Source organism: Gordonia sp. 11cp, assembly GCF_057767225.1.
This window is the reverse complement of sequence record NZ_CM173437.1, coordinates 4,845,316-4,871,713: the sequence shown is the minus strand read 5'-3', so window position 1 is coordinate 4,871,713 and position 26,398 is coordinate 4,845,316. Positions and strand designations below refer to the sequence as shown.

At 65.5% G+C, this 26,398-nt stretch carries 22 protein-coding genes; 12 read left to right on the top strand and 10 right to left on the bottom strand.

What is annotated here, in order from left to right; all coding sequences use genetic code 11:
* Position 1: 1 nt before the first annotated feature.
* The 6 genes from AC3B6C_RS21740 to AC3B6C_RS21715 all read left to right on the top strand — a co-directional run bounded on the left by AC3B6C_RS21740 (position 2) and on the right by AC3B6C_RS21715 (position 7,620).
* Positions 2-1,945: a fumarate reductase/succinate dehydrogenase flavoprotein subunit gene (locus AC3B6C_RS21740; RefSeq protein WP_488374106.1), complete on the top strand. Its 1,944-nt coding sequence runs from the start codon at positions 2-4 to the stop codon at positions 1,943-1,945.
* Position 1,946: 1 nt separating this feature from the next.
* Positions 1,947-2,693, top strand: coding sequence for a succinate dehydrogenase/fumarate reductase iron-sulfur subunit (locus tag AC3B6C_RS21735; protein WP_488374105.1), 747 nt, complete (start codon positions 1,947-1,949; stop codon positions 2,691-2,693).
* A 217-nt stretch (positions 2,694-2,910) separates the two neighbouring features.
* On the top strand, positions 2,911-4,053 hold the full coding sequence (locus tag AC3B6C_RS21730; RefSeq protein WP_488374104.1) for an acyl-CoA dehydrogenase family protein: 1,143 nt from the start codon (positions 2,911-2,913) through the stop codon (positions 4,051-4,053).
* A gap of 242 nt (positions 4,054-4,295) precedes the next feature.
* Positions 4,296-5,240, top strand: coding sequence for a WcbI family polysaccharide biosynthesis putative acetyltransferase (locus AC3B6C_RS21725; protein WP_488374101.1), 945 nt, complete (start codon positions 4,296-4,298; stop codon positions 5,238-5,240).
* Positions 5,237-6,247 (top strand): glycosyltransferase family protein, encoded by a 1,011-nt coding sequence (locus AC3B6C_RS21720; RefSeq protein ID WP_488374099.1) that lies wholly within the window; start codon positions 5,237-5,239, stop codon positions 6,245-6,247. Before AC3B6C_RS21725 ends, AC3B6C_RS21720 begins: the two co-directional genes overlap by 4 nt.
* Entirely contained in the window at positions 6,244-7,620 is a 1,377-nt protein-coding gene (locus AC3B6C_RS21715; protein ID WP_488374098.1) for a glycosyltransferase family 2 protein, read from the top strand. Before AC3B6C_RS21720 ends, AC3B6C_RS21715 begins: the two co-directional genes overlap by 4 nt.
* A gap of 22 nt (positions 7,621-7,642) precedes the next feature.
* Here AC3B6C_RS21715 and AC3B6C_RS21710 read toward each other — a convergent pair whose 3' ends face one another.
* Positions 7,643-9,634, bottom strand: a complete 1,992-nt coding sequence (locus AC3B6C_RS21710) for an acetoacetate--CoA ligase (RefSeq protein ID WP_488374097.1) — start codon at positions 9,632-9,634, stop codon at positions 7,643-7,645.
* 29 nt (positions 9,635-9,663) lie between these two features.
* Positions 9,664-10,551 (bottom strand): fumarylacetoacetate hydrolase family protein, encoded by an 888-nt coding sequence (locus AC3B6C_RS21705; RefSeq protein WP_488374096.1) that lies wholly within the window; start codon positions 10,549-10,551, stop codon positions 9,664-9,666.
* A gap of 256 nt (positions 10,552-10,807) precedes the next feature.
* On the opposite strand from AC3B6C_RS21705, the gene AC3B6C_RS21700 reads away from it, so the two are divergent.
* Both AC3B6C_RS21700 and AC3B6C_RS21695 read left to right on the top strand, forming a co-directional pair.
* Positions 10,808-11,374, top strand: coding sequence for an NADPH-dependent FMN reductase (locus AC3B6C_RS21700; RefSeq protein ID WP_488374095.1), 567 nt, complete (start codon positions 10,808-10,810; stop codon positions 11,372-11,374).
* A complete protein-coding gene (locus AC3B6C_RS21695) occupies positions 11,371-11,826 on the top strand; it encodes a nuclear transport factor 2 family protein (RefSeq protein WP_010842394.1) in 456 nt (151 codons plus the stop codon). Before AC3B6C_RS21700 ends, AC3B6C_RS21695 begins: the two co-directional genes overlap by 4 nt.
* Positions 11,827-11,897: 71 nt before the next feature.
* Here the strand turns inward: AC3B6C_RS21695 and AC3B6C_RS21690 are convergent, their stop codons facing one another.
* From AC3B6C_RS21690 to AC3B6C_RS21675, 4 genes are read right to left on the bottom strand one after another with little or no spacing between them, the layout of a single operon-like run.
* The gene (locus AC3B6C_RS21690) at positions 11,898-13,742 is read right to left on the bottom strand and encodes an acetolactate synthase large subunit (protein WP_488374093.1); all 1,845 of its coding nucleotides are present in this window, start codon (positions 13,740-13,742) and stop codon (positions 11,898-11,900) included.
* Positions 13,743-13,800: 58 nt separating this feature from the next.
* A complete protein-coding gene (locus tag AC3B6C_RS21685; protein ID WP_238556678.1) occupies positions 13,801-14,085 on the bottom strand; it encodes a hypothetical protein in 285 nt (94 codons plus the stop codon).
* Entirely contained in the window at positions 14,066-15,313 is a 1,248-nt protein-coding gene (locus AC3B6C_RS21680) for a 2-oxo acid dehydrogenase subunit E2 (RefSeq protein ID WP_488374092.1), read from the bottom strand. Before AC3B6C_RS21680 ends, AC3B6C_RS21685 begins: the two co-directional genes overlap by 20 nt.
* Before the next feature lie 57 nt (positions 15,314-15,370).
* Positions 15,371-17,713 (bottom strand): transketolase-like TK C-terminal-containing protein, encoded by a 2,343-nt coding sequence (locus AC3B6C_RS21675; RefSeq protein ID WP_488374090.1) that lies wholly within the window; start codon positions 17,711-17,713, stop codon positions 15,371-15,373.
* 265 nt (positions 17,714-17,978) lie between these two features.
* Here AC3B6C_RS21675 and AC3B6C_RS21670 point away from each other — a divergent pair, with 265 nt between their 5' ends.
* Positions 17,979-18,455, top strand: a complete 477-nt coding sequence (locus tag AC3B6C_RS21670) for an Lrp/AsnC family transcriptional regulator (RefSeq protein WP_488374089.1) — start codon at positions 17,979-17,981, stop codon at positions 18,453-18,455.
* A 78-nt stretch (positions 18,456-18,533) separates the two neighbouring features.
* Positions 18,534-19,235 (top strand): GntR family transcriptional regulator, encoded by a 702-nt coding sequence (locus tag AC3B6C_RS21665; protein ID WP_051129788.1) that lies wholly within the window; start codon positions 18,534-18,536, stop codon positions 19,233-19,235.
* Between the two features lie 113 nt (positions 19,236-19,348).
* Here the strand turns inward: AC3B6C_RS21665 and AC3B6C_RS21660 are convergent, their stop codons facing one another.
* From AC3B6C_RS21660 to AC3B6C_RS21645, 4 genes are all read right to left on the bottom strand, one after another.
* Complete coding sequence (locus AC3B6C_RS21660) at positions 19,349-19,960, bottom strand: VOC family protein (RefSeq protein ID WP_488374088.1); 612 nt, start codon at positions 19,958-19,960, stop codon at positions 19,349-19,351.
* Positions 19,961-20,015: 55 nt separating this feature from the next.
* Complete coding sequence (locus AC3B6C_RS21655; protein WP_488374087.1) at positions 20,016-20,429, bottom strand: DoxX family protein; 414 nt, start codon at positions 20,427-20,429, stop codon at positions 20,016-20,018.
* A gap of 29 nt (positions 20,430-20,458) precedes the next feature.
* Positions 20,459-22,168, bottom strand: a complete 1,710-nt coding sequence (locus AC3B6C_RS21650; RefSeq protein ID WP_488374086.1) for an FAD-dependent monooxygenase — start codon at positions 22,166-22,168, stop codon at positions 20,459-20,461.
* Between the two features lie 167 nt (positions 22,169-22,335).
* Positions 22,336-23,607, bottom strand: coding sequence for a PucR family transcriptional regulator (locus AC3B6C_RS21645; RefSeq protein WP_488374085.1), 1,272 nt, complete (start codon positions 23,605-23,607; stop codon positions 22,336-22,338).
* Between the two features lie 170 nt (positions 23,608-23,777).
* Here AC3B6C_RS21645 and AC3B6C_RS21640 point away from each other — a divergent pair, with 170 nt between their 5' ends.
* Both AC3B6C_RS21640 and AC3B6C_RS21635 read left to right on the top strand, forming a co-directional pair.
* Positions 23,778-24,353, top strand: a complete 576-nt coding sequence (locus AC3B6C_RS21640) for a VOC family protein (protein WP_488374084.1) — start codon at positions 23,778-23,780, stop codon at positions 24,351-24,353.
* A 124-nt stretch (positions 24,354-24,477) separates the two neighbouring features.
* Positions 24,478-26,241, top strand: coding sequence for an FAD-dependent monooxygenase (locus AC3B6C_RS21635; RefSeq protein WP_488374083.1), 1,764 nt, complete (start codon positions 24,478-24,480; stop codon positions 26,239-26,241).
* The last annotated feature ends 157 nt before the right edge of the window (positions 26,242-26,398 follow it).

The window sequence follows — 26,398 nt, the reverse complement described above, 5'->3', positions numbered from 1 at the left end:
GATGGCCGAGCCGGAACGCTACGAGTACGACGTCGTTGTCATCGGTGCGGGTGGCGCCGGGCTGCGCGCGGTCATCGAGGCCCGCGAACGGGGTTACTCGGTCGCCGTCGTGTGCAAGTCGCTGTTCGGCAAGGCCCACACCGTCATGGCGGAGGGCGGATGTGCCGCATCGATGGGCAACGCCAACTCGAAGGACAACTGGCAGACCCATTTCCAGGACACGATGCGTGGCGGCAAGTTCCTCAACAACTGGCGCATGGCCGAGCTGCACGCGAAAGAGGCCCCCGACCGGGTCTGGGAACTCGAAACCTACGGCGCGCTGTTCGACCGGACCGCCGACGGACGGATCTCGCAGCGCAACTTCGGCGGTCACACCTATCCGCGACTCGCGCACGTAGGCGATCGCACCGGGCTGGAGCTGATCCGGACGATGCAACAGAAGATCGTCTCGCTCCAGCAGGAGGACTTCGCCGCCACCGGCGACTACGAGTCGCGCATCAAGGTGTTCGCCGAGTGCACGATCACCGACCTGCTCAAGGACGGCGACGCCATCGCCGGAGCATTCGGGTACTGGCGCGAATCGGGCCGCTTCATCCTGTTCGAGGCACCGGCGGTGGTTCTCGCGACCGGGGGTATCGGCAAGTCGTTCAAGGTGACCTCCAATTCGTGGGAGTACACCGGCGACGGCCACGCGCTCGCGCTCCGGGCCGGGGCGAGCCTGATCAACATGGAGTTCATCCAGTTCCACCCGACCGGGATGGTCTGGCCGCCCAGCGTCAAGGGCATCCTGGTGACCGAGGGCGTGCGAGGTGACGGCGGAGTTCTCAAGAACACCGACGGCAAGCGCTTCATGTTCGATTACATCCCACCGGTCTTCAAGGGGCAGTACGCCGAGACCGAGAAAGAGGCCGACGAATGGCTGGCCGACAACGACAGCGCCCGCCGAACCCCGGACCTGTTGCCCCGCGATGAGGTCGCGCGGGCGATCAACGAGGAGGTCAAGGCCGGGCGCGGCACCGAGCACGGCGGCGTGTACCTCGACATCGCGTCCCGGATGCCTGCCGAGGAGATCATGCGCCGGCTGCCGTCGATGCATCACCAGTTCAAAGAACTCGCCGACGTCGACATCACTGCCGAACCGATGGAGGTGGGGCCCACCTGTCACTACGTGATGGGCGGGATCGAGGTCGATCCGGACACGGCCGCCTCGCGGGTGCCGGGACTGTTCGCGGCGGGTGAGTGTTCCGGTGGGATGCACGGCTCGAACCGGTTGGGCGGCAACTCGCTGTCGGACCTGCTGGTCTTCGGCCGGCGGGCCGGACTCGGCGCGGCGGCGTACGTCGAATCGCTGACGACGCGGCCCGCGGTCTCCGCCGGTGACATCGACCGGGCTGCGGCGTCGGCTCTGGCGCCCTTCGATCCGCCGGCAGAGGGCAGACCGGAGAACCCCTACACCCTGCACACCGACCTGCAACAGGCCATGAACGACCTGGTCGGGATCATCCGGAAAGAGGCCGAGATGCAGGAGGCGATCGGTGTCCTCGCCGACCTGCGAACCCGGCTGGGCGGTATGCAGGTCGAAGGGCACCGCCAGTTCAATCCGGGCTGGCATCTCGCGGTCGACCTGCGCAACATGCTGCTGGTCTGCGAGTGCGTCGCGAAAGCCGCGCTCCTGCGTACCGAGAGCCGCGGTGGACACACCCGCGACGATCACCCCGCGATGGACTCGAGCTGGCGCAATGCCTTGCTGGTCTGCACCGCGGATCTCGACGGGGACGGTCCGGTTCCCGAAGTCAGCGTCGTGCGTACGGAACAGACCCCCATGCGGCCGGATCTGATGGAGTTGTTCGAGTTCCAGGAGGTCGAGAAGTACTACACCGCAGACGAGATCGCCGGTCATCCCGGCGCCGGAGGCGAACGAGCCGAGGGACATTCGGAGGACTGACATGGGATACGACGCGAAGTTCCGGATCTGGCGCGGCGACATCGACGCCGGTGGGCTCGAGGACTACACGGTCGCAGTCAACGAGGGCGAGGTGGTGCTCGACATCATCCACCGGCTGCAGGCGACGCAGGCCCCCGATCTGGCAGTGCGATGGAACTGCAAGGCGGGCAAGTGCGGGTCGTGTTCGGCGGAGGTCAACGGCCGCCCGAAGTTGCTGTGCATGACCAGGATGTCCACCTTCACCGAAGACGAGGTCGTCACGGTGACCCCGATGCGGACGTTCCCGGTGATCCGCGACCTGGTCACCGACGTCTCGTTCAACTACGCGAAAGCCCGTGAGATCCAGTCGTTCACGCCGCCCGAGGGTCTTGCGCCGGGCGAATACCGGATGAAGCAGGTCGACGTGCAGCGCTCGCAGGAGTTCCGCAAGTGCATCGAGTGTTTCCTGTGCCAGGACACCTGCCACGTCGTGCGAGATCACGAGGAGAACAAGCAGAACTTCGCCGGGCCGCGCTTCCTCATGCGTGTCGCCGAGCTCGACATGCATCCCCTCGATGTGGCCGAGCGGCGCGACTCGGCCCGCACCGAGCACGGGCTGGGACTGTGCAACATCACCAAGTGCTGCACCGATGTCTGTCCCGAACAGATCAAGATCACCGACAACGCGCTGATCCCGATGAAGGAACGCGTCGCCGACCGGCACTACGACCCGCTCGTGTGGTTGGGCAACAAGCTGTTTCGTCGGTAGAAGAGCCGGCGCGTGCGTGGCCCGGCCGGCGTGACCGCCCCAGGCTGATGTCGCGCAACGTTGCGGCCTGCGCAACGACTCACTACATCCACCGGAGTGCCTCGGACGTGGCACTCCTCGCTGAGACAAAGTGGCTCGGCCATGCCAACGCGACCTTGCCAACAGTCACTGTTACGCTCGCCGTTGACACTGTTATTCGTGGATAGGTAAGCACACCATGGCCGAACGTTCCTCCTGGGAAGACGACGATCTCACCGCATTGCGCGACCTCGCCCGCAGCTTCTGCGAGAAGGAGATCAAGCCGAACGCCGAGAAGTTCATCGAGCAGCACCACGTCGACCGCGACCTGTGGAACAAGGCCGGAGACCTCGGCCTGCTCTGTATGTCGATCCCGGAAGAGTACGGGGGCGGTGGCGGCACCTTCGCTCACGAGGCGGTTCTGATCGAGGAGCAGGCCCGCGTCGCGGACAGTTCGTGGGGCGTCAGCCTGCACAACGGCATCGTTGCGCACTACATCCTGGAGTACGGCTCCGAGGAGCAGAAGAAGACCTGGTTGCCGAAGATGGCGAGCGGCGAGGCGGTCGGTGCCATCGCGATGACCGAACCGGGCACCGGATCAGACCTGCAGAACGTGAAGACGAAGGCGATCAAGCAGGGCGACGAGTACGTCATCGACGGCTCGAAGACCTTCATCACCAACGGCAGCCAGGCCGACCTCATCATCGTCGTCGCCAAGACGGATGTGTCCGAGGGGGCCAAGGGCATCTCCCTGATCCTCGTCGAGGCCGAGCGCGAGGGTTTCCGTCGCGGACGGGTGCTCGACAAGGTCGGCCAGCGCGGTCAGGACACCTCGGAACTGTTCTTCGACGGCGTTCGCGTCCCCGCCTCGAACCTGCTCGGCGCCGAGGAGGGGCAGGGCTTCATCCAGCTGATGCAGCAGCTCCCGCAGGAGCGGCTGATCATCGCGGTCGCGTCGGTGGCAGGCATGGAGAAGGCGGTCTCCGAGACCATCGCCTACACGAAGGACCGCACGGCATTCGGCCGACCGATCTTCAGTTTCCAGAACACCAAGTTCAAACTCGCCGAGGCGGCCACCGAGACGCGGATCGGCCGCGTGTTCGTCGACGACTGCATCAACAAGCACATCAAGGGCGAACTCGACATCCCCACCGTCGCGATGGCCAAGTGGTGGACCAGCGACCGCGCCATGGTGGTGGCCGACGAGTGCCTCCAGCTGTTCGGCGGATACGGCTACATGAACGAGTACCCGATCGCTCGTCTCTGGGCCGACAACCGTGTCCAGAAGATCTACGCCGGGACCAACGAGATCATGAAGGAGATCATCGCGCGGACCCTCTGACGACCGAGCGACTCTCGATGCGGCGGCGGCCCCGGTGATCAGATCACCGGGGCCGTCGCACACCCGTCCGGTTTCCGGGGCGTTCCGAATGTCTGAGGACCGAGAACCGGCCGGCTGTGATCCATTCGATGATTCGTTAGCGGGCGAAACGGATACACCGGGTTGCCGGGGTGCTCAGAAGGGGAGTCAGTACTGACGATGAGAGACGACAACCGCGACGCTCCATGTGCTCCAGAGCTCCTATGAGGTCGAGTGACGACCTTGCGGCAGACGGTCGGACCCGGCACTACGGCGAGTTCTACGGCGTGACCGAGGCCCCGGGAACCGACGATCGGGAGATGCTCGTCGTCTGGGGAAACTGCCAGGCCGAGGCACTGCGGATCGTTCTGTCGAGCTCGCCGGACCTGCCGTTCCGTACTGTGCGCGTCCCGCCGGTCCACGAGCTCGAGTCCTCCGACCTCGCCCGGGTCGAACACCTCGTCCGCCGGGCCGCGGTCATCGTGTCCCAGCCGGTTCGTGCCGGCTACCGAGGTCTGCCGATCGGCGGACCGGACCTGGCCGACATGGCGCCGTCGGCGTCCGTCATCGTGTGGCCGGTCATCCGATACGGCGGTTTGTACCCGTTTCAGGTCATCGCCCGGCATCCCGCGCAACCGTCTGCGGTACCCGCTGCTGTTCCGTACCACGATCTCCGGACGGTGCTCGCGGTGCGGGACGGTCGTGGCCATGACGACGAGTGGGACGTCGACGTCGCGGCCGACCGCATCCGAGAGGCAGCGCAGTGGAGTGTGGAGCAACTCGAGGTACGCGAGCGGCGGCACTGTGACGTCGGGATCTCCGACATCCTGCTCCCTGCCGGGGCCGAGGCCGCCCACACGATCAACCATCCCGGAAACCGGGTGTTGCTGACGCTCGGCGCGCGGATCCTCGACGCACTCGGCGCGTCGGCCCCGGTCCCGCTGTCGCGCGATCTGCTCGGCAACATCCGAGCACCGTTGGAACGACGGGTCATCGATGCGCTCGGTATCGAGGCGTCCCCGCGAGCGTCCTGGGAGGTGGACGGCGCAGTGATGTCCGACGACGGTGTTCGCCGCCGCCAGATGCATTGGTACGCCGAACATCCCGAATTCATCGATGCCGTCCTGAACCGGTACGTCGACCTCATCGGGATCCTGGGACTGTCGTGACGGGGCCGATAGGACATCTCGTCGTCGGACCTCGGTCGCACGGTGTGGTGCGGTATGCGCAATCGGTTTTCGATGCGGTGATCGCCGAGAGTGCCGGTCACCGGCTCGCATACATGCGCACACTCAGAGCGGGTGTTCCCCCGGGACTGGCCGAGTGCGCGCTCGTGCACGTGCACGTCACCGATCGGTTGTTCGGACGGACCCCATCGCGAGCACGTGACAACCTGCTCGCCATGATCGCCGGGCTGCACCGACCGGTCTCGGTGACGCTGCACGATCTGCCCCAGCCCTCGGACGGGGCGGCGATGCAGGCACGCATCGAGTTCTTCCGCTCGGTCGCCCGATCCGCGATGGGGGTGATCGTGTCGAGCCGGCACGAGGCGTCGCTCTTCGCGGAGTACGTCGACGTGTCGATCACGCCGGAGGTGGTTCCGCTGATGTTCGACACCGTCCGTGCCGACAAGCCCTCGGAGACAACCGAATTGACCGTCGGCGTGCTCGGTTACCTGTATCCCGGGAAGGGACACATGGAGACACTCCGGGCGATGTCCGGTCTGGATCCGTCGGTCGGCTTCGTCGCGCTCGGCACCCCGTCACCCGGGCACGAGGACCTGGCCGACGACCTCGCCAAGGTCGCCGCGGACATGGGCAGACGCTGCACCATCACCGGCTATCTGACCGACGACGAACTCCGTCGGGCGTCGGCCGAGGTCACGGTTCCGGTCGCCTACCACCGGCACATGTCGGCGTCCGGTTCGATCAACTCCTGGATTTCCGCCGGTCGCCGGCCGCTGGTCCCTCGTACCACCTATACCGAGGAACTCGATGCTCGTTCACCAGGAGTCGTGACGATGCACGAGAACAACGACCGCGCGCTGAAGTCCGCCATCGAGAGTGCGTTCGTCCATCCGGCGGCCACCTGGATCGACTCGGCAGTGGTGCCGTCGCCCACGGCGGTCGAGGTCGGCCGAACCCACGAGCGATTGTGGCGGCGGTGGAGTGCGTGACGGTCATCGAGCTCGACGACGGTCGGATCATCGTCCCCGACAACCGCTGGGACCTCGTCGGCGACTCCTCGCCGCGGCCGTTGGTGAGTGTCGTGATCCCGTACTACAACCAGCCTCACCAACTCGGGTTGGTCCTCGAGGCACTGACGGCCCAGACCTACCCGGCTGACCGTCTGGAGGTGGTGGTCGCCGACGACGGTTCGACATGCTCGCCCGATGTGAGCGCGTGGACATCCCGGCTGAACCTCACGGTGGTGACACAGGAAGACAAGGGATTTCGGGCGGCGGCCGCCCGCAACCTGGGAGTCGCGGCGTCGAGCGGCTCGGTTCTGTGTTTTCTCGACGCAGACACGGTCCCGACAGCTGACTACGTTCGCCACGCGGTCAGGCTGCCCGCCGCGGTGCCCGACGCACTGGTGGTCGGGCGACGCAAACATGCAGATCTCGGTCAGGTCGTCGCGGACTCGGTGGTCGAATGGCTGCGCGGACGGCGTCATCTCGAGAACTCGCATGACTGCGAACCAGGATGGCTGGTCGACGCATACGACCGCACATCCAGCCTGCTGGCCCCTGGCTGGGACAGCTACAAATACCTGATCAGCGCGGTGATGACCTGCAGCCGTACGTTGTTCGACGACGTGGGTGGATTCGACCCGTCCTTCGTCCGATACGGGGGAGAGGACTGGGAGCTGGCGAACCGGGCCTTCATGATGGGTGCAGTGTTCGCTCACGAGCCCCGCGCGGTGGCGTGGCACGACGGCCCCGACTGGGCCGACCGTTCGGTGCGCGAACGGATCTCGGAGAAGAACTCGGAAGCGCTGGCACTCGCTCCGCTCGTGACCGATCCGGCGGCGCGAACAGCCGGACTGTCATACGCGATCCCGGACATCGTGTTGCTGGTGTCGACGGAGGGCCACACCGCGGCATCGCTGATGCAGACCGTCGGCAGTGCGCTGCGCGGTGTGGACGGCGCGGTCTGGCTCGTCGGCCCGCGCGCCGGCTCACTGTATGACCAGCTCGGGGTGCATGATTCGCGAGTCCGGATCGGCCGCCCGGACGCATCGACGTTGTCGCGGTGCAGGTTCGTCGCCGAGATCGCCGGTCCCGTCGCCTTCTCGGAGAGCTCGCTCGCGCTCCTCACCGCCCACGTTGCGCCGGGGGAGTGCGGCCAGGTGACGGTGGACTTCGACGGGTCGCCGTCGGCGTCGGTCATTGTTGCGGCGTCGCGTGCACGACACCGCGTCCGACGCTGGGCGGCCTACACCGACGTGGACGCCGACGGGCTCCTCCGCGGGCTGTTCGGGGTCCGGACGGTGCACCACAGCGAGGTCGAGATAGACGTCGCGGATGGCGAGCCGTCGTTGTCCTGGTGATGGAATCGGCCTCGTCAGCGTGTCAGGGCAGACCCTGAGGTGCGCTTTGGAAGCGGCGGGCGTAGTCGATGTACCAGTCGAGAGCGTCGACATCGGCCACGGTGGCCTTGTTGATGGCTGTCTCGGGAGGCGTGCCCTGAATGAGCTTCTTCACCGGGATCTCGAGGCGTTTCCCGGTGCGGGTGGCCGGGATGGCGGGTACGTCGAGGATCTCGTCCGGGACGTGGCGGGGTGACACATCGTCGCGGATCGTCGTCCGGATCTTCGCGGTGAGCGCGTCGTCGAGCACCACCCCGGCCGCGAGTACGACGAACAGCGGCATGTGGTAGCCGCCGCCTGGGAGTTCTGCGCCGATGATCAGTGATTCGGTGACTTCGGGCAGCGCCTCGACGGCTTGGTAGACGTCCGCGGAGCCCATGCGCACCCCGCCTCGATTGAGGGTGGAGTCCGAGCGGCCGTGTACCTGGAACGTGCCGCGGCTGGTGCGGGTGATCCAGTCCCCGTGGCGCCACACGCCGGGGTACTCGGCGAAATAGGCGTCCCGGTATCGGGAGTTGTCCGGGTCGTTCCAGAAGTAGATGGGCATGGAGGGCATCGGGGCTGTGACGACGAGCTCGCCGAGCTGGTCGGTGACCGCGTGGCCGGCCTCGTCCCACGCCTGCACCGCCACACCCAGATACGGGCCCTGCAGTTCGCCGGTCACCACCGGCGACAGCGGATTGGCGCCGATGAACGCTGTGGCGACATCGGTGCCACCGCTGTCGGAACCGAGGTGGACATCGGGACTGACGTGACGGTAGATCCACCGCCAGGTGCTGTCGGGCAGGGGCGAACCAGTGCTCATGATCGAGCGCAGGGAGCTGAGATCGAAGTCGCGGCCCGGGCTCGTGTGCTCCTTCTCGCACAGCGTGAGATAGGCGGCGCCGGTACCGAATCGGGTGACCCGCTGTTGCGCGCAGATCTGGAACTGATGGTCTGGCCGCAGGTAGGTGGGGCATCCGTCGTAGGTGACGATGCCGGCTCCGGTTGTCATCGCGTCGATGAGCATGTTCCAGACCACCCAGGCGGTGCTGGCGGCGATGAACACCCGATCATCCGGGCCGAGGTCGTAGTGCAATGCGTTGGCTTTGAGGGACTCGAGCAAGATGCCGCCGTGGGAGTGGACGATTCCCTTCGGCAGTCCCGTGGTGCCCGAGCTGTACAGGATCCACAGGGGATGGTCGAACGGCACCTGCTCGTACACCGACTCCGCGTCACCGGTGACCAGGTCGGCGAAGTCGATCGCTCCGGGAAGGACTTCTGTGGAGTCGTCGAGATTGCGAACCATCACGGTGTGCCGAACAGTCGGAAGCTGGTCGCGGAGTGCGGCGAGGGTTTCCCGCCGATCGATCACCTTGCCGTTGAACCGGTAGCCGTCCACTCCGATGAGCACCGTCGGCTCGATCTGTGCGAACCGGTCGGTGAGCCCTTTGAGTCCGAAGTCCGGTGCGCAGCAGGACCATATGGCCCCGACGCTGGCGGAGGCGAGTACCGCGACCACGGTTGCGGTGATGTTGGGAAGTACTGCTGCCACGCGGTCGCCCGGTGCAACGCCCATCTGTCGGAGAGCGGCGGCGAAGTTGGCGACCTGCTGTTCGAGATCGCGCCACGACGTCGGGACCGCGTCGCCGGTTTCCTTCAGGGCGATGACCGCGGTGGTGTCCGCGTCTGCATGGCGCAGAAGGTTCTCGGCCCAGTTCAACCGGGTGTTCGGGAACCACACGGCACCTGGCATCTCGGCACTCTCGAGTGTGGTGGTGGGCGCGGTGGAGCTGATGACGTCGAAGTACTCCCAGATCGAGGACCAGAACGCCGCCGGGTCGGACACCGACCACTCCCAGAGCTGGTCGAAGCCGTCTGTGCTCACCCCTCGCTGCTCTTGCAGCCAGAGCTGGTAGTGCGCCACACGGGTCTCGGCGATCCGCTCGGGCGAAGGGGTCCAGAGAACGTCGACGTTCTCGTCGGTGGTTGTCATGTAGGCCGGTCCTTGTCGGTGGGGCGCGGTCAGGCTGAGTGGCCCGCGTTCGGGAGCGCGGTGGACGGGTGGGGATGCGCGGAGGAGACGAACCGGTGGCGCATCTCGCCTATCCCTTCGGCGGTGCTCACCAGTTCGTCGTCAGTGGTGATGAGTCGCTTGGGTTCTCGCGTGAATCCCACACCCGACGGTGTCCCGGTGAAGATGAGATCACCCGGCCGCAACTCCAGGAACGACGACAGGTAGGCGACCAGAACGGGTATCGAGAAGATCAGATGGCGGGTGCTCGAGCTCTGCATATCCTCGCCGGACAACGACGATGACACCGCGATGTCGGACGGATCTGCGAACTCGTCGAGCGTGACGACTGCCGGTCCGATCGGCGAGAACCCGGCGAAGGACTTGCTCAGACCGAACTGAGGTGTGGGCCCGCTCATCTGGAGTTCCCGCTCGGAGAGGTCCTGTCCCACTGTCAATCCGGCCACGTACTGCCAGCCGTCGGCCGGCGCCACGTCGCGCGCGCTGGTGCCGATGACGGCAACCAGTTCCACCTCGAAGTCGAGCGACCCGCCGGGATGCTCGATCGTCGCGTAGGGGCCGGCGATCGATGCCGGAAACTTGGTGAAGATCACCGGCGCGTCGGGGTGCGCGATGTCGGCCTCGGCAGCGTGGTCTGCGTAATTCAGTCCGACGGCGAACACCTGCCCGGGGCGGGGCACGGGCGCCCCAAGCTTCGCGTCGACCACTTCCGTCGTCGGAGTCAGTGTGGCCGTGGACGCCCACTCGACGAAGTCGGCCCAGCGTCCGTAGACCGCCTGCGGATCGCTGTGGAATTGCCCGTGGCTCGCCTGCTCGACGTCTACTGCACCCTTGCCGGTGTCGATCATCAGCCGACCGGATTGATTGATGAGCCGCATCGACGTCCTTATCGCTGAGGGATGGATTCGGCGCATTGGCGCCGGTTTGAGGTGAGCTCTGGACACCTTCGAGCCTGGTGACATATGTTATAACAGTAGCGAAGGAGTGGCAACTATCTCAGTGCCACCGCGGTCTGACGCCCCGCCCCTCGGTGGCGCGACCACGCCGTGTGAACGTCGTCGAGTGCGACGCCCGGTCTTCGCCCAGAAGGCGCCGCGATCGACGCGGAACTCCGCCGAACGTGAAGGGATGGCGATGGCAGAATCTGTGATCGACGTCGGTGTGCTCGTGGGTAGCCTGCGTCGTGAATCGGTCAACAGGCAGGTCGCGCAGGCGATAGCCGGCATGGCTCCCGGCCGGTTGTCGTTCCACGAGATTCCGCTCGGCGAGTTGCCGATGTACAACGGCGATCTGGAGGGCAGCAGGCCGGAGGCGGTCACGCGTTTCACCGACGCGGTCCGCCGATGTGACGCGATCTTCGTCGTGATGCCCGAGTACAACCGGTCGCTACCTGCGGTGCTGAAGAACGCAATCGACTGGGGGTCCAAGCCGCTGCCGGAGAACGTGTGGCTGGACAAGCCGATCGGGATGACCGGGATCTCCCCGGGTGTGATCGGAACTGCTGCGGGACAACAGCACTTACGGCAGGTTCTCGGTGTGCTGGGAGCTGCGGTCGTCGGGGGCGAGGCGTACCTGACCAATCGGCCGGGCTTGTTCCTTCCCGACGGCCGACTCGAAGCGTCGACCGAGGACTTCCTGCGCGGGTATGTTCTGCGGTTCGCCGACTTCGCCGAGAAACTGTGTGTCAAGGAGGACCGATGACCGTACAACACACTCGTGCTGGAGCGGAGCCGGAACTCGGTTCCCCGGAAGCGGTGCTGCCGGCGCTGATCGTGTGCGAACAGCTCATCGCCGATTCATTCGCCCGCGCCGACGCCAACCGTCGGGCGACGGTGGCCGATTTGTTCCTCGAGGACGGTTGGCAGCGTCTGGGTCCGGAGTTGATGGAGGGTCGTGAGTCGATCCGGGCGGCGATGGGTGCTCGCGACAGCGCCGATCGTCGCACCATGCACAGCGTGTCGGACCTGCGCGTGACCGCGATGCCGTCCGAGGTCGAACTCCACGTGTCCTACAACCTGACGCTCTATATGCTGACCGGCGCCAATCCCTGTGTCCCGCAGTCGCTGGCCACGGTCGAGGACGTGTTCGTGTCCCGCGAGCGGACTTGGTGGTTGCAGAGCCGTCAGGTGTCGGTACTGGCCACGGCAGACTGACCTCGTGTTCGCCGTGGGGTGCGCACGGTTGCGCATCCCACGGCGAACGGTCGACGATGCGTCGGCGTTGTTCAGTCGGTGGGATCGAACAGGGGACGAACGCCATCAGCGGTCAAGAGCTCGTCGTTGCTGGCGCCCGCGGCGATCATGGGCCACACCAGGGCTTCGTCGGCGACGACGAAGTCGACGACCACCGGCCGATCGGTGATGGACCGGGCTGCTCTGATGGTCTCGTCGAGCTCATCCCGGTCGGTGCATCGGAATGCCGCACATCCGAGAGCTTCCGCGTAACGGACGAAGTCGGGGATGAGGTGGGTCTTGGTCGCGAGATCGACGCTGTGATAGCGACTGTCATAGTGCATCGTCTGTAGTTGGCGGACCATGCCGAGGTTGCCGTTGTTGATGATGGCCACCTTGATGGGGAGGCCCTCCGCGGCCGCGGTGGCGAGTTCGCGTCCGGTCATCTGGAAACAGCCGTCCCCGTCGATGGCCCACACCTCGCGGTCGGGGTGCCCGATCTGGGCTCCGAGGGCTGCTGGCACCGCGAAGCCCATGGTGCCCAATCCCCCGGAGTTCAACCACGTTCGGGGCTCGCTGAAATCGATGAAGTTGGCCGCCCACATCTGGTGTTGTCCGACGCCGGCGCTGAAGATGGTGCCGGCACTGACCGATCGGCCCAGTGTCTGGATGACCCGCTCGGGGGAGAGAGTTCCGTCGACGGGATCGGTGTAGCCGGGTGAGTAGTCCTGTCGCATCTGGTCGAGATAGTCCAGCCACCCCCCGAGATCAGGTAGTCGCCGTTGTGCGACTTCGGGTCGTAAGGCATGTGTGAGGGCTCTGATCGCGGTGCGTGCGTGTCCGACGATCGCGACGTCGACTCGTCGGTTCTTCCCGATCTCGGCGGGGTCGATGTCGATGTGGACAACCCGTGCCCTCGGGGCGAACGAGCGGGCATCGCCGGTCACCCGGTCATCGAAGCGGGCGCCGATCGCGATGATCAAGTCGCTCTTCTGCAATGCGGCGACCGCGGCGACCAGCCCGTGCATCCCGGGCATGCCGTAGTGCTGGGGGTGGTGATCCGGAAGTGCGCCGCGCGCCATCAGAGTGGTGACCACGGGGATCCCGGTGAGTTCGGCCAGCTCTCGAAGGGACTGAGCCGCACCAGCCTTGATGACACCGCCGCCGACGTACAGCACCGGTGCGCGGGCCGACCGGATCTCGGTGACGGCATCGGCGATGTCGTCGTTCGCCACCATCGTGGGGACGCTGTAGCCGCGCAGGTCGAGCTCCGGCGGCCACGTGAACGTCATGCTCGCCGCGGCGACGTCGGCCGGTACGGCCACGACGACCGGGCCCGGGCGTCCTGTCGACGCTATGTGGAACGCCTCTGCGAGGACCCGCGGGATGTCTGCGGGGTCGTTGATCTCGAAGTTGTGCTTGGTGATCGACCGGGTCATGCCGATGATGTCGATCTCGGTGGACGCGTCTGTACCGAGAACGTCTGCTTTCACCTGCCCGACGATGGCCACCATCGGGACGGAGTCCATGTTCGCATCGGCCAGCGCGGTGACCAGATTCGTGGCACCGGCCCCAGGGGCGACGAGGCAGACGCCGGTTCTGCCGGTGGCGAGTGCGTACCCGGCCGCGGCGTGCCCGGCTCCCTGCTCGTGTCGAGCCGGGACGGTTCTGATCGTCGCCGAAGAGGCCAGCGCCGCCCACATCGGGATGACATCAGCCGTCGGCAGCCCGAAGACCGCCTCGACATCGAGGGCCTCGAGACTGCACACCAGCGCCAATGCGCCACTGAGTAGTGTTCCCTCGCTGTCGTCGTGGCAGTTCAGAGTCTCGTCCGGGCTCAACGCGGCACGCGTCCTGGAGCGCCGCCGACGCGAGGGTGTTGTGATGGTGAGTGTCATGAATGATGTTCCTGAAGGCAGAATTCTCGTGAGAAAGACGGTCGGAAGCCGTGCGCGATCATCCGGTCAGCGACGCGATCCGCGACTCCTCTTTCAAACGTGCGATCTTCCTCGTGCAGAAAGTGCGGAGTTCATCGCGTGTGTAGCTGTCGAGAAAGTTGACGCATCCCGCCGCGATCAGCAGAACGATCTTGTGGTAGAAAACCGCCGGCGTGATGCCGAATTCGGGAAAGATGTACTCGTCGCCGCTGCCGAACGGGAGCCACCTGACCGCGTAGAGGATCATGGCGCGGTCGTCGGCGGTGAGTGCCGGCGCAGTGGTGTCAGTGTAAGTCGTTGGCACGGAAGCCTCCTTCGAGTCGTTGCTTCACTGCAGTGAGGAATCGAGCGGCGTCGGCCCCGTCGACAACGCGGTGGTCGTAGGAGATCGACAGGTACGCCATCGAGCGCACTTCGATGTTGAGACTGTCATCGCGGCGGGAGGGAACCACGCGCTCGACGACGGCGCCGATGCCGAGGATGCCGGTCTGCGGTTGGTTGATGATCGGGGTGTCGAACAGCGCCCCTCTGCTGCCGGTGTTGGTCAGAGTGAATGTGCCACCACCCAACTCGCCGGGCGTGATGGTGCCGGCGCGGACGCGATCGGCCTTGTCTGCGATGGCCCGGGCGAGTCCCTCGATGCTCAGGTCCTGGGCATCTCGGATGACCGGAACCATCAGTCCTTTGTCGCTGTCCACCGCGATACCGAGGTGACATGCTCCGTGGTAAGTGATCTCGGTGACGTCGGAATTCACCGACGCGTTGAGCACCCGGTGTTCGGACAGGGCGGCGACCGCGGCTTTGGCGAAGAAGGGGAAGAACGACAGTTTGACCCCGGACCGGGCGAGGAACTCGTCCTTGTGCGCGCGCCGAAGCCGGGCGATCTCGGTGACGTCGACCTCGAGCACCGTGGTGAGCTGGGCAGAGGTCTGCAGCGACTCGACCATGCGTGTCGCGATGGTGCGACGGATGCGTGGCAGTTCTTCGACCACGCCGTCGGTCGCCGGTGAGGCCTCGCGCGGCGCTGCCTTCGGCGACGCAGCGGTGGCCGGATCGGCTTCGGGAGTCGGGGCTACCGGCTGTAGCGTCGGCTGGTCAGGAGCGCGTACGGGTGCTGCCGGTTCAGGTGCAGGCTCCGGCGTCGGGCTCGAGTCCTTCTGTGCGTCAGCAGCTTCGGACCTCGAAGCGGGCTCGGCGGGCGAGTCGTCACCAGCGGCTACGGGTGACGATTCGGACGCGGGTGCGGGTTCGGATGCGTCCCCGGTGTCACCGGCGTCATCGCCGGTCGAGATGGTGGCGAGGTCGGCCCCGACACTGACCACGTCATCCTCGGCGGCGAGGATGTCGACGAGGACGCCGGCGACCGGGGACGGGATCTCGGTGTCGACCTTGTCGGTGGCCACCTCCAGCAGCGGTTCCTCCGCCTCCACCCGGTCACCGGGATCCTTGAGCCACCTGGTGATGGTCCCTTCTTCCACACTCTCGCCGAGTGCGGGCATGCGAATGGTGGTCGTCGACTGGGTGCTTGTCATCGTGTTTCCTTGCGGCAGAGAGCGTCAGATGTCACAGAGCGAGCGTGTGGCGCTGGGTCACGGCAGGACGTCGAGGGCGGCCCGCACGATGCTGTCGGTGTCGATGCCGTGGTGCTTGTACACGTCCTCGAGCGAACCCACCTGGCCGAACTGGCTGACTCCCAACGACACCGACGGCACCCGGTTGACCCCGGCGAGGAACGCCAAGGTGTGCGGGTGGCCGTCGAGCACGGTGACCATCGGTGTCGCCCTTTCGGCGGGCAGTAGCTGATCAAGGATCCATGTCGGCGCCGAGCCCTGGCCTCGACGTGCCTGCAGCGCGTCGAAGAGCAGCCCGGGGCTGGTGACACAGAGAACGTCGGCAACCACGCCGGCCTGCTCCAGGCGTTCAGCGGCGGCGAGAGCCTCGGGCATGAGCGCGCCCATTCCTACGATCGTCAGCGCCGGATTCTCGCGCCGGACGAGCGGATAGCCGCCCGCGACGACCTGTCGGCGGCGGCGCTCACGGGCGGCCGGATCCTCGGGCACATCAGCCATGGACTGATCGACCGGCCGCGTGGACAGCCGGAGATACGCCGACGTGCCGTCCGGCTTTCCGAGCCGCCCGATGCTGGCGAGCAGAGTCCATTCGACATCGATGCCGAACGCCGGCTCGTAGGAGATACAGCCCGGCTGCTCGAGACCGATCGACGGTGTCTTGATCGATTGGTGCGCACCGCCTTCGGCGGCCAGCGTGACACCGGACGGAGTGCCGACCAGGATGGACTGTCCGCCGGCGTAGATCCCATAGGACCAGGGCTCCAGTGCCCGCTCCACGAACGGGTCGTACATGACCCCGATCGGGAACAGCGGTTGCCCCCAGCGGCTCCAGGTGGCTCCGAGTTCCCCCATGAGGCCGACGAGATTCGTCTCGGCGATACCGAGTTCCATATGCTGGCCCGTCGGCTTCTCACGCCAGTGCATGAGGGTTTCGGGGTCGTCGTCAAACCAGTTGCGGCGCTCGGACGACGACCAGACCCCGACCTTGTTCACCCAGCCCGCGAGATTGGTCGTCGAGCTCACGTCCGGACTGACGGTGACCACACGCTTGGCGACCTCGGGTGCGCTTCGGGTGAGATCCAGCAGCACACGGCCCAGGCCGGCCTGAGTGCTCGCGGTGCCCTTGGGGGTACGACCGCTGTCGACCGGCACGGCCGGAACGTCGAGTGCCGGAATGGGTTCCCGACGCAGCCGGGCGGCGGTGGACTCGCACAGCTGCGCAGGCTCGGAGTCGCCGTCGAACCGTCCCCAGGGGGCGTCCGGGTCCTGGCCGAGACGTGCCGCCAGTTGCTGGTACTCCTCGACGCTGAGCAACGACGAGTGGTTCTGCGGGTGTCCCTCGGTGGGCAGCCCGTAACCCTTGATCGTGTAGGCGATGATCACGGTGGGACGGGTGTCGTCGATCTGCCGGTAGGCCTCGACGAGCGCGGCCATGTCGTGCCCGCCGAGGTTGCGGATGGCGGCGAGTAGCGTGTCGTCGTCCAGGTCGGCGAGGAGGGCCATGATGTCGGCACTGCCCGGTCCGTCGCCGGGCAGGCGATCGCGGACCTGATCGGCCGAACAGCGCAGCAGCCGCTGGTATTCGGGGTTGGGCATGTCGAGAATGCGTGCGCGCAGGGCTTCGCCGCCCGGCTTGGCGAACAGCGATTCCAGCAGGGCGCCGAATTTGACGGTCAGGACCTGCCACCCGGCTGCGGCGAACATGTTGGCCAGCCGGCCCGCAGCGATGTTGGGGACCACGCGGTCGAGGGACTGCCGGTTCAGATCGACGATCCACACGACCTCGCCGAGTTCGGCGACCCCGGGATCGAGAATTGCCTCCCACACCGCACCTTCGTCGAGTTCCGCATCGCCGACGAGCGAGTACTGACGGCCGCTACCGGCGGTGCCGGTCGCGGTCTGGACATATCGACGAGCGATGGCGCCCCAGATGGGCGCGGTGGCACCGATGCCGACCGAGCCGGTGGAGTAGTCGACGGTGTCGGGGTCCTTGGACCGGCTCGGATACGACTGCAAGCCCTTGTACTCGCGCAGAGTGGTCAGATATTTCTCGTCGAGCTCGCCCAGAAGGTAGTTCAGGCTGTGCAGCACCGGTGATGCGTGCGGTTTGACCGACACCCGGTCGCCCGGTTGCAGCTGCTCGAACCACAGCGAGGTCATGATCGAGACCATCGACGCGCACGACGCCTGATGTCCACCGACCTTGAGGCCACTCGTGTTGGGCCGCACACGATTCGCATGATGAATGATCGCGGTGGACAGCCATAGGACCCGATCGGCAACCGCGTTGAGCACGGCCGGATCACCGTTGGAGAACAGGTTCGACGGCGCTCGGCGTGTGGCTGGTGTGGGGGTGGACATGAAAGCTCCTCAGGTATTGGGTACGCGAGGGAACCGCCACGTGTCTGGACGACTTCGGATCTCGAATGGCGGACAGTCATCACCGGGTGGGGACGATCTGTCAGCAGCGGACACGAGCGGCGACGCGCGTCGAACGGCTCCGCCGTTGTCGATCGCCTCGCACTGTTATAACAGTGACTTACACAACCGGCATGCGCAAGAGCTGGTCGTGCAGTTGAGCAGATTGCACGTCCAATGGGAGCGTTTCACGAGGAGAATGAGCACGATGACCACCACACACACCACCGACGCCATCGATGCCCGCCTTCTGCTTGCGCTCGGCGCGACGCCGAGGGCGACCGCGCTCGCGCTCGCCGAACGAACGAAGCTGTCGCGCAACACCGTGCAGGCACGATTGGCGAAGCTCGAGAGCTCGGATGCGCTGCATTCTTTCGAGCGGCGGGTGAATCCGGCCGGCCTGGGATATCCGGTCCAGGCGTACATCCTGACCAACGTCAGACAACGCAAACTCGATGCGGTGGGCGAGGCCCTGGCCGAGATCCCCGAGGTGGTAGAGGTGCACGGTCTGAGCGGGGTGGCCGACCTGCTGATCCACGTCGTCGCTCGCAACGTCGAGGACCTGTACCGCATCGCGGGAAACATCCTGGAGATCAAAGGGGTCAAACGCACGACGACCGGTCTGGTGATGCGCGAGTTGGTGGACTACCGGCTGACACCGTTGCTTCAGTCTCTCGCCGAATGACCGCAGTACTCGTCGTCGCCGCACCGCTCGACCGTTATATCGTTGAACGCAGAGTGACCATCGGAGTCAGGAGCATGAATGGCAGCGTCGGACAAATCCGATGGACAGATGCTGGTGCGGTCGCTGACGACCGTCACGATTCCCGAACAGGTCTCCAAGGAGATCCGGCGTGCCATTCTGGCAGGCGATCTCAAGCCTGGCCAGACTTTCTCGTTGCGCAAGGTGTCGGCCCAGCTCGGAGTGAGCTTCATCCCCGTCCGTGAGGCGCTGAGGGAGCTCGAAGCGCAAGGACTGGTGGTCATCAGGCCGGGAAAGTCTGCGATGGTCGCCCCTCTGACCCACGCAGATCTGCACGGCATCTACCGACTACGAAGGCAGATCGAACCCGATATCGCCGGCCGAGCGAGCAAGCTGTTGACCGACCGCGACATCACCCAGATCGAGAAATACCTCGCGATGTTCGCCGACGAATCGCTGGACACCGATGACATCTACGAAGCACATCACGCGTTCCATCACCGGTTGCTCGCCCCGGCGGCGACGGAATGGGACCTGCGCATCCTCGAAGGTCTCTGGCACGCCGCTGAGCGATATGTGCGCCTGGCGTTCGTCGGCCGCGACGCCGATCCGGGGGAACCCCAGCGACGCTGGCGCACCCATCACGAGCTCCTCACCGCGACGCTGACCCGCAATGCCCGGACGGTGGCGGCCGCGACCCGCAAGCATCTCGACGACAACGAGCAGATCGCCTTGCAGGCTCTCGACCCGATCGCGCCGTGAACCGCCCGGAGGCCTTTGGCGTCGACCGGGGGCCACTCCACAATGACAACAGCGGTGCAGTCTGTCGAAGCAGACCGCACCGCTGTTGTCTGTGAGAGGTGGAGACCTCGGAGTCAGTAGACCTCGGGCAGCAGGATGTCCTCTCGCGGGGTCTCCGGACGGTACTTGCCCTCGCGGCATCCGCGATGGATCTCGTCCTTGCCCAGGCCGCCCTCGCGTGCCTCGACGAGCTTGTCCGGGTCGAACCATTCACCGATCGGGTTCTCGGCGAACTCCCGTGACGCCCACATCCATTCCTTCGACTCTCCCCAGCTGTCGAAAGCGTCGACCTGGATCTCGACGCCATTGCCCTCTGGGTCGGCGTAGTACATCGACATCGTCAGACCGTGGTCGAGGCACATGAACGGCTCGATGCCCGCCTCCTTGAGACGGCTGTAGTTGTCGAGCCACTGGTCGAAGGACTCGTACTCGAACGCTGTGTGGTGCAGGCCGGCGCTGGTGGGCTTGTCCACCGGCTTCTTGATCGCCGGGTGCGCGATGAGTGCGATCCGGTGGTTGGCCTCGTCGTTGGTCAGCCACGCGGCGGTCTCCGCGTAGTGGACCGGAGTGAGCCCGCAGACGGTCTCATACCAAGCAACCATCTCGTGGAGTTTCAGGGTCAGGAAGGTGGCGTGGTGAAACCGGGGGGCGATGACCGGGCGCGGCCGGCGGGGGAACTCAGACATGATCACTTTCTCTTCTTGTGGGACGTTGAGTGACGAACAGCGGATGCGACGGCGCTCAGCCGAACAGGGGAGCGGTCAGGGTCAGGCCGAGAGTGTCGCCGGCGGCCACCGTGAATCCGAAGAGGAACAGGGCCGCGCCGACCAGGGAGAGGTCTTTGCTGAACGAGATCTGCTCATTCATACGGGTTTCGATGTCGGTGTGGCGCCAGAACGGATGCATGATCAGCGCGGTGGGGATGAGGAACACCACCAGCATCGCGGCGCCGAGATCGATCCAGGCGCCGAACACGACGAGCAGGATCGCGACCAGCATCCAGATGCCGCTGCCGATGACGAAGAGTCGCCCGGGCCTGAGCCCGTTGCTTTCGGTGTAACCGGCCATGGCCTGGGTGTTGGTGAAGTGGCCGAGCGCGCCGCCGACGAAGATCGCGGCGAAGAGAATCCGGCCGATGAGGATGACGATGTCCATAGGAGTCCTAGCTCGAGACGATCGGTGGGTCAGACTGCGGACAGGGCGGTGGCCGTTTTGCCGCTGATCACGCCGACAAGTCCCTGGATGTCATCGGGTAGCTGGTCGCCCCGCCAGGCCACGTGACCATCGGGTCGCACGAGTACTAGATCGCGCTCGTAGATGGCTCGTACCGCCGGATCTTCTACGTAGAGCACGTCGATCGGCAGGTCGTTGGCCGCCGCCTCGGCCAGCAGCGGCTCCGCGACCTCCTCGCCGACGAAGGTGACCAGTGTGTAGCCCTCGCGGTAGGCCGAGAGGATCGACGTGCCATCGGCGAGTCTGACATGGGGGGCCCGCGCTCCCGGAATGGTGGTGGGTTCGTACACCGCGCCATCGAATTCAGTTGCCCTGCCCGAGCTTTCGGTGGCCACGATCGGAGAATGATCGTAGAGGTAGCCCATTTCCACGCCGTAGCTCTCGTGCTCACCGGTGTGCGCGGCGAAGTATGCCGCGAGCTCCTCGCGGTGCGCGCGACCGTTGTCGTCGTCTGCGTCGATGAGTTCGCGGTTTGCCAATTCCTGCGCCTTGACGTGGACTCCGAGGTGGCGGAATGACCAGTCCCGGGCGGTGACTGCAACGGGACGTCGCTCCGATTCGTAGCTGTCGAGCAGACCTTCGCCGCCGTAGCCGTTGATGACCGCCGCGAGCTTCCAGCCGAGGTTGACGGCGTCGGCGATTCCGGTGTTGAGGCCGTAACCCCCGGTGGGGATGACCTCGTGTGCTGCGTCGCCGGCGACGAACACCCGTCGGTCACGGTAGCGGTCGGCCACCAGTACGTTGGCGTGCCAGACGCTGCTCTGTAGGACCTCGTCGACCTCGAGGTGGCGGCCGCATACCGAGTCGAGGAGTTCCTGCTTGTCGATGTCCTCGGTGCGGACGCCGTCGACGATCGCGCTGGTCTGGAGCGTCCAGGTGTCGCGCTCGTCCTGCGCGATGATCGCGCCGACGCCACCGCCGATGAAGAAGGTGTGCCAGAACTGTCCGTGCGAGTGCAGCGTCGTGAGATCCCGAGACTTGAAGTGGACCTGGCAGAAAGTGATGACGCCGCGTTCGCCCTCCATGGTCAGGTTCATCTCGCGCCGCACCACTGACGCCGCGCCATCGCAGCCGACGAGGTAGTCGGCTTCGAGGCGGCGACTGTCGCTCTCGTCCTCCGATGCGGTGATCTCGACGGTGACGCCGGTGTCGTCCTGATCCACCGCACTGACTCGCCACGGGCGCAACACCTCGACGTTCGCATCTGCCAGACAACGTCGCATCAGCAGTTTCTCGACTTCGATCTGCGTGACTCGCTGCCATGCTTGGGCCGGGGTCGTCCCGTCGTTGCGAGATGCGATCCATGCGGACTGGCCGTCGACGCCCGGATACGACCATCGACCGACCTCCCGGCCGGCCATGGATGTGCAGAACACGACGTCATGCGAGTGCTCGGCGCCGACGCCGGCGGCGCGGATGTCGTCGACGAGCCCCAACCGGTCGAGAAGCTCCATGCTGCGCGAGTTGGTGAGGTCCATCTTCGGGAATTGCGTTGTCGTGGCTGCTCGCTCGATCAAGGTGCTCGGCACGCCGTGAAGGCTCAGCTCCAGGGCGAGGATCATCCCGACCGGCCCGGCGCCGGAGATGATCACCGATCGGCGCGATGCAGTATCGACGGACGCTTCGGCATCGGCCGAAACGGAGACGAATGGCTGACTCATTAAAACCTCTCACAGGATTGGAACACTCAGGCGGTTGAGATCGCTCAACGGCGACGGTGACCCGGTGCAGCGATAGCGCTTGCTGTTGCGACCGTCACAGCGCGTGGTGATATTTGTTATATCAGTCGTGGGTATGACGCACAAGCTGCAGGACCTGACCGGTCATGTCACCTGTCGGGCGAGGAGTCCGGGATCCACTCACGAATCATCAGCGCTACCCGGAGGCGGGTGGTGGGCTCGCCGGCAGGGTGCCCGCACGCGTTCAATGCCTGCTGAACGCGGTAGGTGACCGTGTTGCGCGAGATGTTCTCTTGCGCAGCAACAGCGGAAATGCTGCGATCTGCGTCCAGGTAATGGCTCAACGTTGTCCGCAGCTCGCTCATCCTCGCCTCGTCATCGGCGAGGGGGCCGAGGTGGCGGGCAACAAACCGTTTCGCCGCGGGCGGGTCGGCCAGTACCAACGCGTGGAGGTCGAGATCCGCGTGGGTTGCCGCGTCGGGCGTGCCATCGGGCCGCAATCCGAGCAGAAGTTCAATGCTCCGGGCCTCGCGATGGCTGCGCACGAACCCCTCGGGGCCCGAGTCGAGTTGACCGACAGCCACGTGCAGACCTTCGGGGTGCGGCAGAGGTCGTCGCCGCGCGTGCGGCGTGTTGATCCTTGCCCACGCCCAAACGGTATGGGCGCCGACGGGTATCACGAGCTCATGTGTCGGCGTCCCCCAGCATGCGGCGAGTTCCTCGACCGTCGCGCGGAGATCGCGCTCGGTCAACCCCAGTCGGGGGTCGGTCCACGCGATGAAGGCGAGGTGGTTGCCTGCGAGTGGGTACGCAAGCAACGCCTCGGCCTGCTCCGGCGCGATCGGCTGGCCGTCGAGAATTCGCTGGACCATCTCGAGTCGGGCTGCGGAGACACTTGCCGCCCAGGAGTCCCGCGCTCGAATGAATGATGTTGTTGCCTCGGTGGTGAACTCGTCCATGGCCTCGAACAGGAGGACCGAGACCCTACGAAGCTCCGCACTGGGGTCGGTAGCATGCTCCGCGGCGCCGTCCAGTAGTGCTGCGGCCAGTACGGCGTACCCCACCCGAATGGACCGCAGTAAATCGCTGAGGGCCAATCCCCGACGTGCGAAATCGGCCGAGATCTCCGTTTCCTCGGGGCTGCTCAGCGAACTGCTTGTCGAGAGGCCGGCGACCATCGTCAACGCGCGCAGCGTCGTTGATGTCGTCGCGACGCGCAGCGCATCGAAATGTGGTGTTGTGTCACCGAGTACGGGGATCTCCCTGGTGATCCGGGTGGCGATCCGGGTGCCCACCTGCACCGCCCACCGCGCAACGTCATCCCCGAGTTCGGCCCTCACAACGGCGCCATCGTCACCAAGGTCATCGATGTCGGCGGTGACGTACCCCTCGGGCGACAACTTCCTCGCCCACGGAGCCATGGGAGTCTCCTTCCGTCGCGTTCCGACCGGACCGTCTGGTCTCCAGCCCAGAGCCATTCGAAATGTCTGTGTCCGGGCCAGTGGTAACTGTCGTCACAAAAGTATGTCATATGTGTCAGAAGCCACACGCCATCTGAGTCGGCGTCGGCCAACCATCAGTTGGAGAAAACATGTCTGCCACACCAACATTCGCGCACGTCGTTTTCCAGACGAGCAACCTGCCGCAGATGCGTGACTGGTACTGCACCGTACTCGATGCCCATGTCGTTTTCGAAGGACACGGTCTGTGCTTCCTCACATTCGACGAGGAACACCATCGCATCGCACTGCTGGGCGTCCCCGTCGAACTCACCCGAAAATCGCCGACCGCCGCCGGAATGCACCACAGCGCCTACACTTTTGCCACCTTGGACGATCTGTTGGAGCGGTACGAAGAACTGGAGACTGTCGGCATCGCTCCGTTGGTCCCGATCCAGCACGGAGTCACGACCTCGCTGTACTACCAGGACCCGGACGAAAATCTCGTCGAGTTGCAGATCGACAACTTCGCCACCCCCGAGGACGCCACGGACTACATGCGTGGGGTTGAGTACGCCGAGAACCCGGTCGGCGTCGGCTTCGATCCTCGGCTCATGCGGCAAGCATTGAGGCTGGGGGTTCCGGTCGAGGAGATCATCACGCGTCAGTGGGCGCTCGGATCGTGCCCAGACCAGCCGGACCCGATGGCCGCATTGGCCGGCGCCTGAACTACCAGACCATCTTCCTCACGTTCGCTCGTTGTTCGAACGGGCGCAAGTGAATTCGCGATCAACGGTGTGCGACCGAACGCACACTGACAACTCACGACGATGTAATCGAAAGGCATGACCGATGACCACCATCGAAACCCCTGTCCTCATCATCGGAGGCGGCGGGTGCGGGCTCACCAGTTCGATCTTCCTGTCAAATCTCGGCGTCGACCATGTACTGGTCGAGCGGCATCAGGGTACGTCGATCCTCCCCAAGGCTCACTACCTCAATCAGCGCACGATGGAGGTCTTCCGTCAGCACGGTATCGCCGACGCGGTATACGAGGTCGGAGCGCCTATCGAGAAGTTCGGCCAGATTCGCTGGATGACCTCGCTCGGCGGAGATGGCCCACTGGACCGCAAGGTCATCCACCGGATGGACGCCTTCGGTGGCGGCGAGCTGCGCGAACGGTATGAAGCCGACAGCCCGGTGTTGTCGACAAACTACCCGCAGTTGCGCCTCGAGCCGTTGCTGCGGAAAGAAGCCGAAAAACGAGCGCCCGGACAGATCCGCTACAACCACGAAGTCCTCGGTTGGGAGCAGGCCGCCGACGGCGTCACCGCGCAAGTGGTGAACCGCGACACCGACGAGAAGTTCACCGTCAAGGCGCGCTACGTCATCGCCGCAGACGGTGGCAAGACCGTCGGCCCGCGGGAGAACGTGGCGATGATCGGACCGACCGACATGGTCGACATGGTCAGCACCCACTTCACCGCCGACCTCTCCGAGTACTGGGACGACCAAACGCTGATCACCTGGTTCCTCAACCCTGAAGGGGAGAACTCGTGGGGTGCTGGGGCGATGGTCCAGATGGGTCCGACGTGGGGACGGAACTCCGAAGAATGGGTCGTGCATTTCGCCTTCCGACCGGATGACCCCGAGCGGTTCAACGAGGAAGCGATCGCCCCGCGGCTCCGTGAGCTGCTGCGCCTGCCCGAGGTCGAACTCCAAGTTCACAAGGTCAGCCACTGGATTCTCGATCGGATCGTGGCCGACCGGTGGCGAATCGGCAACATCTTCCTCGCCGGTGATGCCGCGCACCGCCAACCACCGACGACTGGTCTCGGTCTGAACACGGGGATCCAAGACGCTCACAACCTGACCTGGAAGCTCGCTCAGGTTCTGTCCGGCTCGGCCACCGACGCCCTGCTCGACAGCTACGAGTCCGAGCGTATTCCGGTCAGCACCGATGGTGCGGACTGGGCTCTCATGGCGTTCACCAACCACACGGTCATCGATGCCGGCATCGGACTGACGCCCGGCGCCCCCCTCGAGGCGAACATCGCCGCATTCCATGCTCTGTTCTCCGAGGGGCTGATGGGGGAGGCGCTGCGCGCTCGGGCAGCCATCGCCATCGGAACGCAACGCGCTGAGTTTCAAGCCCATGACGTCGAGATCGGATTCCGGTATGAGACCGGCGCAGTTGTTCCGGACGGAACACCGCCTGCGCAGCGGTCGGCCACCGGCACCGTCTACACGCCGACAACCCGTCCCGGCCACCGTCTGCCGCATGCGTGGGTCGACAAGAACGGCGAAAGGGTGTCCACGCACGATCTCACCGGTAATGACGGGTCGTTCGCGCTGATCGCCGGTGCCGAAGGCGAGAGCTGGTCCCAGGCCGCTTCCGTCGCCGCAGAGAAGTTCGGTGTCACGATCACGGTGGCTCGAGTCGGTTCCGACTTCGACGATGTCGACGGTGTCTGGGAGCAGGTCGGTGAAATCGATGCCCACGGTGCAGTGTTGATCCGGCCCGACAACCACGTCGCCTGGCGCGCCCTGAGCGGTGATGACCAGCCGGAGCAGACTCTCACGGCTGCATTGGAGACCATCCTCGGCCGGGCCTGACTGACAGACCTGCGGAGCGGTGCACCAAAGGCCACGGTGCCTTGTGCGCCGCTCCGCAGCACCACCGACAGATCCACGCGTGTCGCCGGTTCCGCAGTAGGGGGTTGAGCGGGACCAGGCGATGGTTCGTCGGCATCGCACTGACCGCCGATCGTCG